17 protein-coding genes are annotated in these 15,829 nt (G+C 55.8%); 9 read left to right on the top strand and 8 right to left on the bottom strand.

The features are described from left to right. The first annotated feature begins 4 nt into the window (after positions 1–4). From FWJ25_RS18360 to FWJ25_RS18350, 3 genes are all read left to right on the top strand, one after another. Positions 5–670 carry an anti-sigma factor family protein gene (locus FWJ25_RS18360; RefSeq protein ID WP_246166889.1) on the top strand — a complete coding sequence of 222 codons (666 nt, stop codon included), beginning with the start codon at positions 5–7 and terminating at the stop codon, positions 668–670. Next, positions 667–1,140, top strand: a complete 474-nt coding sequence (locus tag FWJ25_RS18355; protein WP_149601726.1) for a hypothetical protein — start codon at positions 667–669, stop codon at positions 1,138–1,140. The genes FWJ25_RS18360 and FWJ25_RS18355 overlap by 4 nt, the downstream gene beginning before the upstream one ends. Before the next feature lie 133 nt (positions 1,141–1,273). Continuing rightward, positions 1,274–2,560 carry a tetratricopeptide repeat protein gene (locus FWJ25_RS18350; RefSeq protein WP_188093669.1) on the top strand — a complete coding sequence of 429 codons (1,287 nt, stop codon included), beginning with the start codon at positions 1,274–1,276 and terminating at the stop codon, positions 2,558–2,560. A 40-nt stretch (positions 2,561–2,600) separates the two neighbouring features. On the opposite strand, the gene FWJ25_RS18345 is transcribed toward FWJ25_RS18350, so the two are convergent. The 4 genes from FWJ25_RS18345 to thiD form a co-directional block, all read right to left on the bottom strand. Further along, entirely contained in the window at positions 2,601–3,518 is a 918-nt protein-coding gene (locus FWJ25_RS18345) for a lipase family alpha/beta hydrolase (RefSeq protein WP_149601724.1), read from the bottom strand. Positions 3,519–3,839: 321 nt separating this feature from the next. Continuing rightward, positions 3,840–5,123 carry a glutamate-1-semialdehyde 2,1-aminomutase gene (gene hemL / locus FWJ25_RS18340; RefSeq protein ID WP_149601723.1) on the bottom strand — a complete coding sequence of 428 codons (1,284 nt, stop codon included), beginning with the start codon at positions 5,121–5,123 and terminating at the stop codon, positions 3,840–3,842. Positions 5,124–5,135: 12 nt separating this feature from the next. Beyond that, a complete protein-coding gene (gene thiE, locus FWJ25_RS18335; RefSeq protein WP_149601722.1) occupies positions 5,136–5,807 on the bottom strand; it encodes a thiamine phosphate synthase in 672 nt (223 codons plus the stop codon). Then, a complete protein-coding gene (gene thiD, locus FWJ25_RS18330; protein WP_246166894.1) occupies positions 5,795–6,505 on the bottom strand; it encodes a bifunctional hydroxymethylpyrimidine kinase/phosphomethylpyrimidine kinase in 711 nt (236 codons plus the stop codon). Before thiD ends, thiE begins: the two co-directional genes overlap by 13 nt. Between thiD and FWJ25_RS20030 the strand changes: the two genes are divergently transcribed. Continuing rightward, on the top strand, positions 6,476–6,598 hold the full coding sequence (locus FWJ25_RS20030; protein WP_281292565.1) for a hypothetical protein: 123 nt from the start codon (positions 6,476–6,478) through the stop codon (positions 6,596–6,598). The genes thiD and FWJ25_RS20030 overlap by 30 nt on opposite strands. Here FWJ25_RS20030 and hemJ read toward each other — a convergent pair. Beyond that, positions 6,595–7,017, bottom strand: coding sequence for a protoporphyrinogen oxidase HemJ (hemJ, locus tag FWJ25_RS18325; protein WP_149601720.1), 423 nt, complete (start codon positions 7,015–7,017; stop codon positions 6,595–6,597). The genes FWJ25_RS20030 and hemJ overlap by 4 nt on opposite strands. Positions 7,018–7,020: 3 nt before the next feature. Further along, positions 7,021–8,796, bottom strand: a complete 1,776-nt coding sequence (locus FWJ25_RS18320; protein ID WP_149601719.1) for a chloride channel protein — start codon at positions 8,794–8,796, stop codon at positions 7,021–7,023. A 153-nt stretch (positions 8,797–8,949) separates the two neighbouring features. On the opposite strand from FWJ25_RS18320, the gene argC reads away from it, so the two are divergent. The 4 genes from argC to erpA all read left to right on the top strand — a co-directional run bounded on the left by argC (position 8,950) and on the right by erpA (position 11,639). After that, positions 8,950–9,987 (top strand): N-acetyl-gamma-glutamyl-phosphate reductase, encoded by a 1,038-nt coding sequence (argC, locus tag FWJ25_RS18315; RefSeq protein WP_149601718.1) that lies wholly within the window; start codon positions 8,950–8,952, stop codon positions 9,985–9,987. 9 nt (positions 9,988–9,996) lie between these two features. After that, the gene (locus FWJ25_RS18310) at positions 9,997–10,737 is read left to right on the top strand and encodes a DUF6776 family protein (RefSeq protein WP_149601717.1); all 741 of its coding nucleotides are present in this window, start codon (positions 9,997–9,999) and stop codon (positions 10,735–10,737) included. Position 10,738: 1 nt separating this feature from the next. Beyond that, positions 10,739–11,221: a bactofilin family protein gene (locus FWJ25_RS18305; RefSeq protein ID WP_149601716.1), complete on the top strand. Its 483-nt coding sequence runs from the start codon at positions 10,739–10,741 to the stop codon at positions 11,219–11,221. 85 nt (positions 11,222–11,306) lie between these two features. Further along, positions 11,307–11,639 (top strand): iron-sulfur cluster insertion protein ErpA, encoded by a 333-nt coding sequence (gene erpA, locus FWJ25_RS18300; RefSeq protein WP_223163274.1) that lies wholly within the window; start codon positions 11,307–11,309, stop codon positions 11,637–11,639. A gap of 30 nt (positions 11,640–11,669) precedes the next feature. Here erpA and FWJ25_RS18295 read toward each other — a convergent pair whose 3' ends face one another. Together FWJ25_RS18295 and FWJ25_RS18290 are read right to left on the bottom strand one after the other, a co-directional pair. Then, entirely contained in the window at positions 11,670–12,764 is a 1,095-nt protein-coding gene (locus FWJ25_RS18295; RefSeq protein WP_149601714.1) for an anhydro-N-acetylmuramic acid kinase, read from the bottom strand. A 5-nt stretch (positions 12,765–12,769) separates the two neighbouring features. Continuing rightward, positions 12,770–14,155 (bottom strand): OapA family protein, encoded by a 1,386-nt coding sequence (locus tag FWJ25_RS18290; protein WP_149601713.1) that lies wholly within the window; start codon positions 14,153–14,155, stop codon positions 12,770–12,772. Positions 14,156–14,463: 308 nt separating this feature from the next. Here FWJ25_RS18290 and tyrS point away from each other — a divergent pair, with 308 nt between their 5' ends. Beyond that, on the top strand, positions 14,464–15,666 hold the full coding sequence (tyrS, locus tag FWJ25_RS18285; protein ID WP_149601712.1) for a tyrosine--tRNA ligase: 1,203 nt from the start codon (positions 14,464–14,466) through the stop codon (positions 15,664–15,666). Positions 15,667–15,829 lie beyond the last annotated feature (163 nt).

Here is a 15,829-nt window from a genome sequence, read left to right as displayed (position 1 = left end):
GGTGATGAGCATGTCCTGTCCTGAGATCCGAAATAGCCTGGCGGCTTATCTGTATGATGAGCTTCCCGAAACACGAGCCGTGAGTGTGGAGAGACACCTGCGTGCGTGTTCGGGGTGTTCACAGGCGCTGCAGGCGGAGCACCAACTGAAAGAAGCTCTATACAGTCGTGCACGCATTCCGGCGCCTTCGGATGGGTTCAGTCAGCGAGCGCTGGCTGCGGCAACCGGACGGTCACGGTCCTCGGAAAGGCGTTGGAGCCACGGTGTTCTGGCTGGAGCTGTTGCAGCGGCCATGGCATTCGGGATGGCAGTGGGTGTTCTTTTCAACGGAGAGGCTGTCAGCAATCATCCGGCAGTTGCTGAGCAGAGTCTGGTTCCGGTGGAGCGAATGGTCCGGCTGGCGTTCAATGCCGGGGAACCACTGGATAACGTCACCCTGACACTGGAGCTGCCTCCGCATGTGGAGTTGGCGGCCATGCCTGGGCTGCATGAGGTGAGCTGGCAAGTGAGCCTTGATGCGGGAGAGAACGTGCTGTCATTACCTCTGAAAGTGCTGTTCCCGGGGTCGGGTGAGCTGGTGGCTCATCTGGATGCGGGAGATCGGCAGAAAACATTCCGGGCGGTCATTCCTGCCTTTGAAAGTTCACAAACGGGGAGGCCTGCATCATGAGTGCTCGTGATTCCGGCAGAATTTTGCTGGTGCGTTCCGGAGTCTGTTTAGCGGGATTGTTGGCAGGATTCTCGGTATCTGCCGCAGACGATCTCGACGTGACCATGAGGATGGTTCTGGACGATAATGAGCTGACAGAACAGGTGGTTCGGGAAATCGAACTCCCGGTTCCGGATTCCGTGCAGAGGAATGACCGTAGCGGCCTTCAGGGCAATGCCCGGAGCGAAGAGGCGCGACAGTCAGGTCGTGACTTTGGCCAGTCTGTTGCCGAGGATGCTCGGGACGCCAGGGAATCATTGGAACAGGTGAAAGATCGGCCGGAAAAGCCGCAAATGCCGGAAAAACCCGTTAAACCAGAGCGCCCTACGATGCCGGAAAAGCCGGAAAAGCCGGAAAAGCCGGAAAAGCCAGAATTGCCGGATGCTGTAGGTGATATTCAGGAAAACGGTCCCCCAGGTTTGAACCGGTAATCCCGTAATTCTTCTGCCCGGTAGCGCCAATGCCGGGCAATCCCTTGCTATACTACCCGCCATAAGCTCCTTTCACTTTCTCTCCAACCCCGGAGCGTCCTGCTTGTTGTGTAAACGGATAGCGGTTTGTCTGTTGTGGTTCGCTGTGGCCGGAGCGGCACAGGCCACCACGGATAAGAAGGCAGCGGAAAGCCTGAACACTGGCGTTATTTTGTTCCAGTCAGGCGATCTGGTTGCTGCACGGGATTCCTTTCTGGAGGCTGAAGCCCTTGGCCTTCATTCACCTTCGCTAACCTATAACCTGGCGGTTGTTTACTACCGTTTGGGGGATTACGGGGCGGCTGAAGAGCGTTTCCGCAGTCTGCTGGAATCCGGCGATCGAACCCTTGCTGAATACAATCTGGGGTTGGTTGCCCTGGCCAATGGCGATCAAGAGGCGGCCCGAAGCTGGTTTCTATCTGTGAGTGAAACGGGTGGGCGAGGCAAACTGCAGCAGATGGCCGATACTCAGCTGGGCCGTTTATCCGGACGTGAGGATGCTGGCGGGTATCAGGGTGTTCTCAGCCTGGCTGGCGGATACGACAGCAACATCGCCGGGTTGCCGGATGCAGGTGCGTCCAGCAAAGGCGGTGCTTTTACGGAAGGGTTTGCTGCGGGAAGTTATGATCTCTACACGTGGCAGGGTTCCAGTTTTGGCCTGGATGGCGTGCTCTATACCCGCCGTTATCCGTCTGATTCTGACTATGACAGCTCGCTGATTCAGGGAGGCATGTTCTGGCGCCAGAATCTTGAGAATGCTGAACAGGGTGTTGGCATCGTACTCAGCCAATCCTGGTTTGGCGGTGATACCTTTGAAACCCGATATGGTCTGGAGGCCGAGAGGCAATGGCTGGCCTGTGGCGGCGGGTTTGATCTTGAATGTTCGGTCGACGTGGCAGCAGCTCTTATCCAGGGGGGAAGTCGTTATCGGGCATACGATGGTGACTGGTATCGCATAAGACTGTCCGTTGCCAAACGAGCCGGGCCCTGGAGGTTGAGTGGTCAGTACCGCTGGACGCTGGAAAACCGGGAGGATCTGACATATTCAGATCAGTTCGTCAGTTTGTCGCCCCAGCATCACAGGCTTGAACTGGCTGCAAGGTACGTGCTGAAACAGGATCTGATGCTTGGGGTTGAATCAGCCTTCCGGTTCAGTCGCTATCAGGACCCGCATGTATACGATCAGGATGGAACCCTGGTTTCTGAACGGCGTGTTGATCGTCGTATCAATGCCAGTCTTTTTGCCGAGCAATGGCTGACTGATCGATGGATGATTCGCGGGGAATGGCAGTATCAGGATACTGATAGCTCTATTGAAGTCTATGGTTACCGGCGCCATACGGTGATGCTCGGTATTGAAGGTGTTTTTGGTCCCGGCTGAGTTCGCCGGGACCGTTTGTTTATCCGGCGGTTCAACCAGATCAGAGCCCGGCGTTCTTCAGCCGGTTAGCGTGTTGCTGGAAGACGGCTTTCGGATCAGTCTCGAACAGGCTATGTAGCCCCAATGCCTGATTGACCTCGTCCAGATGATTCATGAAGTAGTTATCGCGAATAACCTTTCCGAAGTGGTTGCTGCAGCGGCCTACGAGCCCGTCGTCTGCACCACTGATTACCAGACTGGTGACACCGAGAAGCGCATCGGAGGGGTCAAGTGCGTTGGTCAGGACGCCGGTTCCCCCCCAGGAATAGAAGCGGATTCCATCGGCAGAATAGGCTCCCTCTCCACAGCTCGTGGTGGGAATGCCGGCAGGGGCAAAGTTGTTGAATTCGGCACTGCCCGCGGTGGTCAGAGATTGTAGGCTGGCACGCATGTCCTGGTTGTATCCACCGCCAGACAGCAGGTCAATCAGTCCCGCAAGGGCGTTGCCGAGGCCGGCAGCCGCACTCTCTGCGGGTGAGCCGTAGATCAGGTCTGCAACCGGGGAGCCTTTGTGAGGGGAGCCTACCGAGGTGACCGACGCCACAAGATCCGGGCGCACTTTGGCAATATAGCGGGCGGTGGGGCCACCGTGGCTATGGCCGATCAGGTTCACCTTGCCGTAGACGGCAGCAATGGCTTCTACCTGTGGCAACAGTGCCTCACCACGGGCGATGGTGCTGTCAAGGGCCGGGACCTGCGTGGTGTACACGTCAGCGCCATACTGCCGAAGGTCTTCGGCGACGCCATACCAGTAGTCCACGCCCACAATGTTATCGAACCCGAACATGCCATGGACCAGCACGATTGGGTAACGGGTGTCTGTGTAATTCGAAGGAGTAGAGTCCCACCACCAGGCGGCGGAAGGGGCTGCCCATGCAACAGTGCAGGCCAGAGCGAGGGCTTTGATCCAGGGTTTCATTGTCGTTCCTACAGTTTGTTGTTGTGTTTGTTGTTCAAACTGCGGCTCAACCTAACGGGTTGCTCCAGAAACTGCTGCTCATACTGCTTTTGCCTCACAGGCAAAATGAGGTGCTTCCTTGCACTGACCACTGCGTTGTAATTGTTAGATTGCCGCTGTCAGGGCATCTCGCATGAGACCTGTACATCATTTGATCAGGTGGTGGGTTGAGTCAATGGGCGGCGTGGCCTGGAGAGGAAGTTCTTGGTGATTCTGTGAGCTGGGTCACTCGGGGCGGCCTGCCATGACAGGGTTGTCATGACAGGCGCGGGGGTACCTGAATCAGAGCGTTGCCATCACCTTGCGGGCGGCTTCGATGGTATGGTCGATATCAGCATCCGACAGTGCTGCGCTGGTAAACCCTGCTTCAAAGGCTGAAGGCGCAAGGTACACGCCTTCGCTCAGCATACCCTGGAAGAACTTCTTGAATCGTTCCACGTCACAGTTCATGACCTGGCCGAAGCTGCTGACTGAGGGCTCATCTGTAAAGAACAGTCCGAACATGGCGGCGCCTGCCTGCTGGACGGTCAAGGCAATGCCACTGGCTTTTGCGGCTTCCTTGAGGCCATTCAGAAGCTTGCTGGTTTTCTCGGTCAGGCGATCGTGGAATCCGGGCTCGGAAATGGCGTTCAGCGTCGTCAGGCCGGCAGCCATTGCCAGCGGGTTACCACTCAGGGTGCCGGCCTGATACACCGGACCCAGCGGAGAAATGTGTTCCATGATTTCCCGCTTGCCGCCAAAAGCGCCCACAGGCAGGCCGCCGCCGATAATCTTGCCCAGTGCCGTCAGGTCCGGGGTGATGCCGTAAAGTCCCTGAGCTCCGCCAAGGGAAACCCGAAAGCCGGTCATGACTTCGTCGAAGATCAGCACTGTGCCGTGTTCATCACAGACTTCACGCAGGCCCTCAAGGAAGCCTGGTGCCGGAGGAATGCAGTTCATGTTGCCTGCGACGGGCTCAACAATGATAGCAGCAATCTCGTCACCCATTCTGGAGAAGGTTTCGCGAACACTGTCCAGATCGTTGTAGTCGAGGGTCAGAGTGTGTTCGGCAAGGCTGGCGGGGATGCCCGGTGAATTTGGAACCCCCAGGGTCAGGGCGCCTGAACCGGCTTTGACCAGCAGTGAGTCCACGTGTCCGTGGTAACAGCCCTCAAATTTTACGATCTTGTCGCGACCTGTGTAGCCGCGGGCCAGACGGATGGCTGACATGGTAGCTTCGGTGCCGGAGTTGACCATGCGAACAAGGTCAATGGACGGCACCAGTTCGCAGACCTTTTTGGCCATTTCGGTCTCAATCGCGGTGGGGGCACCGTATCCGACACCCAGATCGACTTGAGCATGAAGTGCGTCTTTGATGCGTTGATCGGAGTGCCCAAGGATCATCGGGCCCCAGGAGCCAATGTAATCGATGTATCGGCGATCATCCTCATCGTAAAGGTAAGCACCTTCAGCATGTTTGAAAAAAATCGGTGTGCCGCCGACACCCCGGAACGCCCGGACCGGGGAATTAACGCCACCGGGGATGTATTTCTGGGCTTCTTCGAACAGGCTTTCGGAGTGACTCATAATGCGTTCCTGTTATCTGGGTAGTGAAAAGAGTGGGTGATGTTGCTCGAATAGCCGGGCGAAGCTCCGGGCTTTCTGTTCAATGTCTTCAGGGCTGCCGCCGAACAGGCCGCCGACCACGGCCAGCAGGTCCGCGCCGGCCAGAATCAGTTGCGCGCCGTTGTCGGTAGTCACGCCGCCGATGGCAGTTACTGGCCGGCCGAATTGGCGGGCCTCAGATAGAACGGATGGATCTGCAGGCGGAGCGCCGGGTTTAGTGACCGACTGGAAAAAACGGCCGAAGGCCAGATAATCCGCGCCGCCCTCGTGTGCCGCTGCCGCCATGTTAATGCTGTCGTGGCAGGTGATACCAACGATGGCGTCCGGTCCCAGCACTGCCCTGGCATCGGCAAGCGCCTGATCGCTTTGGCCGAGATGAACCCCTGCCGCCTTAACTCTGTGGGCCAGTTCGGGGTCATCGTTGATAATCAGCGGTACCCCGGCATTTCTGCAGGCGTCTTGCAGGCTTGTGGCCTGGCGCAAGCGTTCGGGGGCAGGCGCCTTCTTCTCTCGATACTGTACCAGCACGGCACCTCCGCACAGGGCGGCTTCGACGGATGCTACAAGCGTTTCCGGAGGCGTCAGCACGCTGTCTGTAATGGCGTAAAGGCCGGGCTTAAGGGAGGGGGTTGTTAGCGTTCCCACAGAATACCCCGATCCGGCACCGGCTGTCCGTTGCCAACCTCAAGGGCGTGGAGGATGGCGTGGTTGACGTAGTTCTGCGCCTGAGAAATGGCCGCTCGGGGCGACAGGCCGCTGGCCCTGCCGGCAGCAATGGCAGCAGCCAGGGTGCAGCCGGTGCCGTGGTATTCGCCACCAACCCGTTCGATCTCCCAGCGCATCGGTTCCGGCGCGTGGTTGTAGAGGGTGTTGATAATGTGCGGGCCGGGTCCGTGGCCGCCGGTGGCCAGCACGGATGCACAGCCCCCGGTTAGCAGGTTTTCCGATGCCTGGTCGGGGTCATCGCTGTCGCCCAGCATGGCCAGCTCGATGCCGTTGGGCGTGATCATTTCTGCAACAGGAAACAGGCGTTCCTTCATGGCGGTGATGAGCTCGTCATCAGCCAGATCGCCGCCTCCTGCGGCTTTGATCACCGGGTCGGTAATCACGGGAATGTCAGAGTGTTGCCTGATGAATTCAATCAGTACGTCCACAATGGCGGCGTTGCCGAGAGCACCTGTCTTGATGGCGTGGATAGGAGAATCCTTGGCAACGCAGTCGATTTGCTGGCGGATCAACTCTGGATCAATGGCTTCGGCGCCGTACACATTGGTTGTGTCCTGTATGGTCAGGCAGGTAATGACCGGCAAAGGATGGCAGCCCAGAGAGGTGATCGCCTGGATGTCAGCCTGGATGCCGGCACCGCCGGAGGGATCGAGGCCAGACAGTACCAGTACCTGGGGGCGAGTATAGAGTTTGATGGTGCAGCTCCTTAAAACGGTTTTACAACGGCCAGGATGACAACAGCCAACAGCACCAATACCGGCAGCTCGTTGAACCAGCGGTAGAACACATGGCTGCGGGTGTTCTGGTTATCACGGAATACCCGAACCAGATGGCCGCAATAGAAATGGTAACCAATCAACAGGGCGACCAATACCAGTTTGGCGTGTATCCAGCCCTGGCTGAAATACCCGGAGACATTGTAACTGATCAGCCACAGACCAAAAATCACGGTTGCAACCATCGAAGGGGTGGTTATGCCGCGGTACAGCTTTCGTTCCATGATTTTAAATCGTTCCTGCCCGGCAGCATCCTCACAGGCGGCGTGATAGACGAACAGTCTCGGCAGGTAAAACAGGCCGGCGAACCAGCAAACCATGGAAATAATGTGGAAAGCTTTGACCCACAGCATTCGTTAGCTCCGTCGGTATTGGTAATAACTTTCGATATCGGATTTGAGTACAACACCGTAAACCCGCTGGATCATTGGTGCTACATGTCGTTGTACGTACAGGGCTTCGGCGTTGCTGGCGTCAAACTCATTCAGGGCTTCCTCCAGAGTCGCCTGGTATTGTACCGGAGCCAGATCGCGCCGGTTGGCAGGAATGTCCATCAGGTCGATCGATTCGGGCAGCTCAACGTCCTGTTCAGCAACGTGTTTGTCGGTATCTTCCAGAAAGCGCGCCAGATCAACCGCTGGCAACAGTGCCGTGGGGCCGTTGCTGCCTTCAACAATGAGCCATTTGGGCTCTGCCGTGAGGGCCTTGCGGGCTTCCTCGACAGACAGATGGCGTTCGGTGCGCATGATACTTCGGTCCATGATTGCGCCAACGGACACTCGCCTCAATGCCTGAATGACCGGAGAGTTCTGGTAGCTGAGTCCCTGGCTCTTGAGAATGGTCAGGAACAGTGATTTCTTTCCAAAAGCCTCGCTGGTGATCAGCGTTGACGTGGTGATTATCAACATGGCCGGCAGGATGATGTGGGAGTTGCGAGTCAACTCCAGTAACGCCAGCAGCGCGGCCAGCGGTGCCTGAAGCACGGCCCCCATCATCGCCCCCATGCCAAGCATGGCATAGAATCCGACCGATGAAGCCTGTTCCGGCATGATCTGGGCGCCAACAAGGCCCATGGCGCCCCCGAGTGTCGCGCCCATAAACAGGGTGGGGCCGATCACACCGCTGGGCATACCCAGCCCTATCGTCACCGACGTTATCAGAAGCTTGGCAATACCAACGCCTAAAAGAAGCCAGAACCCCACTTCGCCGTTAATGGTGGCATTGACCGTGTCGTAGCCAATGCCCATGGTCTCCGGAACAAGAAGGGCAAAGGGAACCATCAGCAGCCCCGCCACGCTGATTCGCAACAGGACCGGGCGGTGATGGAAACGTCCGGCCGAGTCGACCAGTTGGATAAACAGTGCCGCCGAAACACCAATGATCAAGGCGATCACCAGAATCCAGGGGATTTCCAGCAGCGAATTCATGGTCAGTGCCGGAACCGTAAATGCAGGTTCGGAACCGTATACGGCCTGGGTAACGATGGCCGCGCTGACTGCAGCGAGAATGATGGGGGTAAAGCCGGCGATGGTGTATTCCATCATCACCACTTCCATGGCAAAAATGACACCGGAAATGGGTGTGTTGAAGGAGGCGGAAATGGCTGCTGCACAGCCGCAGGCGACAAGGGTGCGGATGCTGTTGTTGGGAAGTCGCATCCACTGTCCCATCAAACTGGAAAACGCCGCTCCAAGGTGCACGGCTGGCCCTTCCCGGCCAGCGGACTGGCCAGTGACAACCGTTGCAACACCGGATACAAACTGAACAACAGCGCTTCGGAATGATATGTAGCCCTGGTGGTAATTCAGGCGCTCCATGACATGGACAATACCCACCTTCCGGTCATGGATCGCCAGCCTGTGGAGCATCAGTCCGAGCCCCAGGGCTCCTGCCAGGGGCAGCAAGCCTCGGGTAATCCAGTCGAGCTGCTCGAATGATTCCGAACCAGCGCCTGGCAGGAAGTATTCCAGAGGCCACTCTATAGCGAGGCGGAAAGCAAGAATCACTACGCCGGTTATGATGCCCGACAGCAGCCCCAGAACGGCGAGTTGGGGCAGGGCGTCCACACCGGATAACCTGCGCCGAAACATCGGTATCAGGTGTTCGGTGATTCGGAGCCAGAGTCTTTGCATTGGGGGCGGTATTCCGGTCAGGTGAGAAGGCGTCAGGCAATTTCTGTCAACATTGTAACTCTAGCCCTGCGGGCTGCAATAAGTCCTTGGTTTATCATGGTAGACTATGGGGTCAATTCCCAAGAATCGTATGCGACATCGCTGGAGAGCAAGGTGATAAAAGTAGGTATCGTTGGTGGCACCGGTTATACCGGTGTTGAGCTGTTGAGGATCCTGGCAGTTCATCCGGACGTTCAGGTCAGCTGTATTACGTCCCGTTCGGAGGCGGGAATGCCCGTTGCTGATATGTATCCGAACCTGCGAGGCCACTATGACCTGGCGTTTTCGGAGCCTGATGCGGCCGTCCTCAAAGCCTGTGACCTTGTATTTTTTGCGACGCCACACGGAGTCGCCATGCGTATGGTGCCAGAGCTGATGGCCGCTGGTGTCCGGGTCGTGGATTTGTCCGCTGATTTTCGTCTCAAGGACCTGGATGTCTGGGCCGAGTGGTACGGTATGGCTCACGAAACTCCTGAGTGGAATGACAAGGCTGTCTACGGTTTGCCTGAGGTGGCCCGGGACGCGATTCGCGACGCACAACTGGTTGCAAACCCCGGCTGTTATCCGACAGCGGTTCAGTTGGGCTTTCTGCCCTTACTGGAAAACGGTCTGGTTGATCCGGCGCGGTTGATTGCTGATGCGAAATCGGGTGCCAGTGGTGCCGGACGTCAGGGCAAGATCGGGATGCTCCATGGTGAAATCGGCGAAAGTTTCAAGGCATACGGCGCATCTGGCCACCGGCATTTGCCTGAAATCCGTCAGGGCCTTTCCGGTGCTGCGAAAGGGAGTGTCGGTGTAACGTTTGTGCCCCACCTGTTACCGATGATTCGTGGTATTGAGGCTACTTTGTACGCGGAAATGAAAGATCCGGCAGACTTTGAACGCCTTCAGGGGCTGTTTGAAGACCGTTACCGTGATGAGCCCTTCGTAGACGTTATGCCTTATGGTAGCCATCCTGAAACCCGCAGCGTGCGGGGCGGAAATCAGTGCCGGATGGCGCTGCATCGTCAGGAACAGAGCAATATCATCATCGTGTCGTCCGTGATTGACAACCTGGTGAAAGGTGCTGCCGGACAGGCGGTTCAGAACATGAATATCATGTTCGGTCTCAAAGAAACCCGGGGGCTGGAAGCTCCGGCTCTGCTGCCCTAAGGTTTGCCGGTGAGCGAAGAAAGAAAACCTTCAGAAGAGTATGTAGTCATCCGGCACCGGCCGGGGTATCGGCTTCGCCGGACGTCCATCCTTCTGGTTTTTAGTGTGGTTGCCGCTGTTGCCGGCTATACAGCGGGGCTTGCGAAAGGTGGCTTCCGGTTTTCCAATGTGGAGGCTTCCAACGAGGTTCTGGAAGAAGAGCTGGAAACGCTGAGGGATGACTATACGGAAGCCCGGCAGCAACTGATCAATCTGGAGCGGGGCCGGGCGATTGATGAACAAGCGCTGAATCAGGCTCGCCGCTCGATTGTAGAGCTCGAAACACAGATTGTTTCACTGAAGTCGGATCTGACTTTCTATAAAAATATCATGGCGCCTTCTGAAGTCAGTAAAGGGCTTCAGGTGGACAGTTTGTCCCTGGTCAGCACTAGGCAGCCCGAAAGCTGGGGCTTCAAGCTGGTATTGACCCAGGTGGGAAATAATAAAAACTATGTGTCGGGCCTGGTGGCAGTCAATGTTATCGGCCTGCGTGACGAAGAAAAAGAAGTTATCGCCCTGCGTGACCTGTCCGAGGATATTGATGATCTAGGTGTGAAGTTTCGCTTCCGTTATTTCCAGGATGTCGAAGGAACACTGGAGCTGCCTGAAGGTTTTGAGCCCCTGGAAGTTCAGATTGTGGCTCAGTCCGAAGGACGCAATTCCTCCCAGGCAGAAAGAACATTTGACTGGGATGACTTAACGGAGAATTAAAATGCTGGGTAAGAAAAAACAGAAGTCGCGCCGCCCGGTCGGCCACTTTGACACGCTGATCTCGTCACGAACCAAGGTTGAGGGTGGAATCCATTTTTCCGGTGGTTTGCACGTAGATGGCAAGGTGACGGGCAAGGTCGCGGCGGAAGAGGGAAGCGATGCGGTTCTCCGGATCTCGGAAGTCGGGGAGATCACGGGCGACATCATCGCGCCTCACGTCATTATCAATGGCACTGTTAACGGTGACGTATACGCATCGTCGCATCTCGAGCTGGCAGAAAAAGCGGCTATCAACGGTAGCGTCTATTACAACCTGATCGAAATGGCGATGGGGGCGTCGGTTAACGGCAATCTGGTTCACCAGAAAGAGCCGGTCGGGCTTCTTGCCAACGGCAGCCGTAAAGACGATTCATTCAGCCGCGAAACCAATGCGAGTGATGAGTTGAAGGAGTCGGTTGCGGAGGATGGTGGTAAATCCGAATAGTTGATTGTTTTACTCAGGAATACCATAATCGCTCCAGTGACATTGAAGTAATCCGGAGGCGAGCTTGACTGTAGTTCAGCAACAAATGGCCACACCGCTGTTTTTTAGTGACAGTGCGGTCGCAAAAGTACGCGAATTGATTGAGGACGAGGGCAATCCCGACCTGATGCTGCGTGTTTTTGTGACTGGGGGTGGTTGCTCCGGATTCCAGTACGGCTTTTCCTTCGATGAAGAGCTGGATGAGGAAGATACTGTCATTGAGCGGGACGGCGTTAAGCTTTTGGTCGATCCGATGAGTTATCAATATCTCGTTGGTGCAACCGTTGAATATCAGGAAGGCCTTCAGGGCTCCCAGTTTGTCGTACAGAACCCGAACGCCAGTTCGACTTGCGGCTGTGGTAGTTCATTTTCGATCTGATCCGGGCCTTCTTCCGGGTCGTTCTTTCTCTCAGGCCGGATAAATCGCGCCCAGAATACGAGGCCCAATGGCTCCAGTAACATCTGGCAGGTTTCCGGTCATCCCTGATAGGGTTTGCTGGGCAAGCCATGCAAAGGCAACGGGCTCGACCCACTGTGGGTCCAGTCCGAGCTTATCAGTGACTTCCATCTCTGCAGGTTCAACCGCTTGCCTCAAAACGTCCATCAGTAACGGGTTTCGGGCGCCTCCTCCGCAAACATAGATTTTAAGGCCGCCCTCGGTGGGTAGTTGCTGCTGAATGCTGTTGGCCGTTAGCTGGAGCAGTGTGCGTTGAACATCAGCTGCATGCGCTTCAGGGTGTCGACGTACCTGGGTTTTTACCCACTCCAGATTGAACCTTTCCTTGCCTGTGCTCTTGGGGGCGGGCTTTGCGAAGTAGGCGTCTGAAAGCATGTCATGTAGTAGTTTGTCATTGACGACGCCCTCCGCGGCCCAGTGGCCATCCGCATCATAAGGGCGGCCGGTCTGGTCCAGGCACCAGGCATCAAGCAGGGCATTTGCCGGCCCGGTGTCAAAGCCAGTCACAGGGGACTGATCGGCAGGAATCAACGTGATGTTTGCGATGCCGCCCAGATTCAGGATGCAGCGGCTTTCGGTTCTGGAACTGAAAAACGCTTTGTGGAATGCCGGTACCAGGGGCGCGCCCTGGCCACCTGCGGCCATGTCCCTTCGCCGAAAATCTGCAACGGTGGCAATGCCAGTGCGCTCCGCGATGATGGCCGGGTTACCAATCTGGATTGAAAACGGGGCGGAGCCGGAGGGTTGGTGTCGGATGGTTTGGCCGTGGCTTCCAATGGCCTGTATCGCTGAAGCTGGAATGTCGGAGGCTTCAATGGCCTTGTTGGCAGCGGTTGCGAACAGACAACCTATCAGGGTATCCAGCTCTCCTATTTCATCCGGAGTGCCGTGGTTCTGGGTTACCGCGAGGAGCCTGTGCCGAATGTCGTCGGGGTAAGCGACTGTCTGGGTGGCGTGAATCCGAATGGACTGTTCTTCAAAAGACACCAGCACGGCATCAATACCATCCATGCTGGTGCCAGACATCAGTCCTAGCCAGGCGTGCATCTGATTCAGTCGTCCGTAGCGAGAGCCAGTTGCTGGTAGTTCTCCCGGAATGCGTCAAATTGAGCTAGTTGTTGCTTGGTTGCAGCCTTGAAACTTGCCATTTCGGACGCTGGGACTGGCTTGGCATCTGGCAGTTGGACCTTGCGGGAATTGCGTGGTGAACCATTCACGCGAAACTCATAATGCAGGTGCGGTCCGGTCGCCATGCCAGAAGAACCGACATACCCGATTGTCTGTCCTTGTTTAACCCGGGTTCCCCGCTTGATGCCTTTGCCCAAGCGGCTCATGTGTGCATACAGCGTCGTAATGTTATCACCGTGCTGCAGAACAACTGCTCGCCCGTACCCACCTTTGTTGCCAGCGGACAGAACGCGTCCGTCACCGGCTGCTTTGATGGGGGTGCCGGTCGGGGCACCGTAGTCGGTACCTTCGTGTGGGCGAACTACGTTCAGAATCGGGTGGCGGCGCTGCAGATTGAATGGAGAGGATACCCGTGCGTTGATTGGTGTACGCAGGAAAGCCTTTCTCATGCTTTTGCCGTCTGGTGAGTAGTAGTCGCTGTCGCCGTTGCTGTCGGTATAGAGCAGGGCTACGTAGTCTTCGTCACGATTGGTAAAGCGTGCGGAGAGAATTTTGCCGGTATCGAAGCGCTCGCCATCAAGGTAAAGCTCTTCGTATACGACTTCAAAGTGGTCACCTTTACGAACGTCGTAAACGAAGTCGATGGACCAGCCAAAAATTCCAGCCAACTCCATGGTGAGTCGGTCATCCAGACCCGCATCCCGCGCCGCCAGGTACAGGGAGCCGTCAATGGTTCCGGTCGCGAACGCCGGGCGTGCTTCCGGAGTGCGGAGCGCTGTTTCGCCTTTGAATCCGTCGGCCGTTTTTTCGATCTTCAGGGATTCAAGGCGATTGCGTTTCAGTTCAACGGCTTCAAGGTTGCCGTCGTCATTTGCTGCAAAGCGAATGGTTTCGCCTGCATAAAGATTCTGGAGTGTGTCCGCCTCACCCTCGCCGTGGATAACGGACAGCATGATACGGTCATTAAATCCGGCTTTGTTGAACAGGGAAGAAAGGGTGTCGCCAGATTTGATGTCGAAGGATTGCCAGTGAAGTTCTGGCTCTGCCGGAGAGGAAAGTGTCTCCGTAGCCTTGATGCCTGACTCGTTGTCTGTTTTCGCGAGTCCGTCATCCGTTGGCAATCTGGTCGCGTCGGACGTGGCCGATTCTGTAGCGGCCTTTTCGGTTACTGCGCCCTGTTCCAGATCCAGCGAATAAGACATGCGCTTGGCTTCAACATCTGCGCTGGGGCTCATTAAAATGGCGGCCGTCACGACGACTGTAGCTGCGGCGGCAATAGTAATGTGTGTCTTGGGAAACATTTTAAACACGTATCGCACCCGTTTTAATCGGTATTTCGGTAGGTTGAACTACCTAATTAAAGCTGTTGATCAAGTATAGACCAACAAGATTACCGTATAAAATGCATGCGGGACAGCGTGGAACATTACGGTTTGATGTTCCAACCCACGGATTTCTGCGGGCAGCGTTGCTATAATGCGCAGCCCACCTCGCTACAGCTTGTTCAAAAACTGAGCAATTGTACTTTATCAGGTGAGAGGGTAACTCGCAGATTTCTTTTGTAAGAAGACTGTAACTAATTAAACCGTTCGTGATTAAAACTGGGGATGTGTTGTTCATGGCATCTATTGATGAGGCGCTGGCCATAATCAAGCGCGGCGTTGACGAGTTGATTCCTGAAGACGATCTGATTGAAAAGCTCAAGGAAGGTCGGCCGCTTCGTATAAAGGCCGGGTTTGATCCCACGGCTCCGGACCTCCATCTTGGTCACACCGTCCTCATTAACAAGTTGCGCCAGTTCCAGGATCTGGGGCATGAGGTGATCTTTCTTATTGGTGACTTCACCGGAATGATTGGTGATCCGACTGGAAAGAGCGTGACCCGCCCTCCGCTAACCGAGGAGCAGGTCAAAGAGAATGCGGTCAGCTATAAAGAGCAGGTGTTCAAGATTCTCGATCCCGAAAAAACCCGGGTCGTCTTTAACTCAGAGTGGATGGGCAAGATGTCCGCTGCTGATATGATTCGTCTGGCCGGCCAGTACACGGTTGCCCGTATGCTTGAGCGAGATGATTTCACCAAGCGCTACCGGGCAGAGCAGTCGATTGCTATTCACGAATTTTTGTACCCTCTGGTGCAGGGTTATGACTCCGTGGCGCTGGAGGCAGACGTTGAATTGGGTGGTACAGATCAGAAATTCAATCTTCTGATGGGGCGCATTTTGCAGAAACACTATGGTCAGAAGCCTCAGGCCATTTTGACCATGCCAATCCTGGAGGGGCTGGATGGTGTCCAGAAGATGTCCAAATCCCTGGGGAACTATGTCGGTGTAAATGATGCGCCTGGTGAAATGTATACCAAGCTCCTTTCAATGCCGGATGAGTTGTTATGGCGTTACTTCGAGTTGTTGAGCTTCCGTTCGCTTGCGGAGGTTGAAGAGTTCCGGTCTGCGGTTGCAGGTGGTGCGAATCCGCAGGACTACAAGAAGGTATTGGCAGAAGAAATTATTACCCGTTTCCATGGGGCAGAAGCTGCTTCGACAGCGCACAAGTCGGCGGGTAACCGCGTGGCGCTCGGTGAGATCCCTGATAACGTGCCGGTTGTAAATGTGTCGTTGGATGGTCAGGCGGAACTGCCGATGGCGGCTGTTCTCCGTCTTGCGGGTCTGGTGAAGAATGGTGCGGCAGCGAGGGATGTTCTTGGGCGTGGTGCTGTGTTCGTTGATGGTGGCAAGTTTGAGGGTGATCGTCAGTTCGTTAAAGGTGATGAGTGCGTCATCCAGGCTGGTAAAAAGAAGATTGCCCGTGTCGTGATCGTGGAGTGACCAATTTCGACCAATTTTGAGTTTTTTCAAAATTGTCGTTGACACCGTCGGGGAGGTCTGTAGAATGCGCACCTCTTCTGACGGGGACGGCGCTTGAAGCGGCCCGATTTGTTGGTAGTAACTGATTGAAAGTATTGAAGAAAACGCTTTTCAGTTTCTTCAA

The sequence above is a fragment of the Marinobacter salinexigens genome (assembly GCF_008370345.1).
Classification (GTDB): Bacteria; Pseudomonadota; Gammaproteobacteria; order Pseudomonadales; family Oleiphilaceae; genus Marinobacter; species Marinobacter salinexigens.
This window is presented reverse-complemented; position numbering and strand designations above follow the sequence as displayed.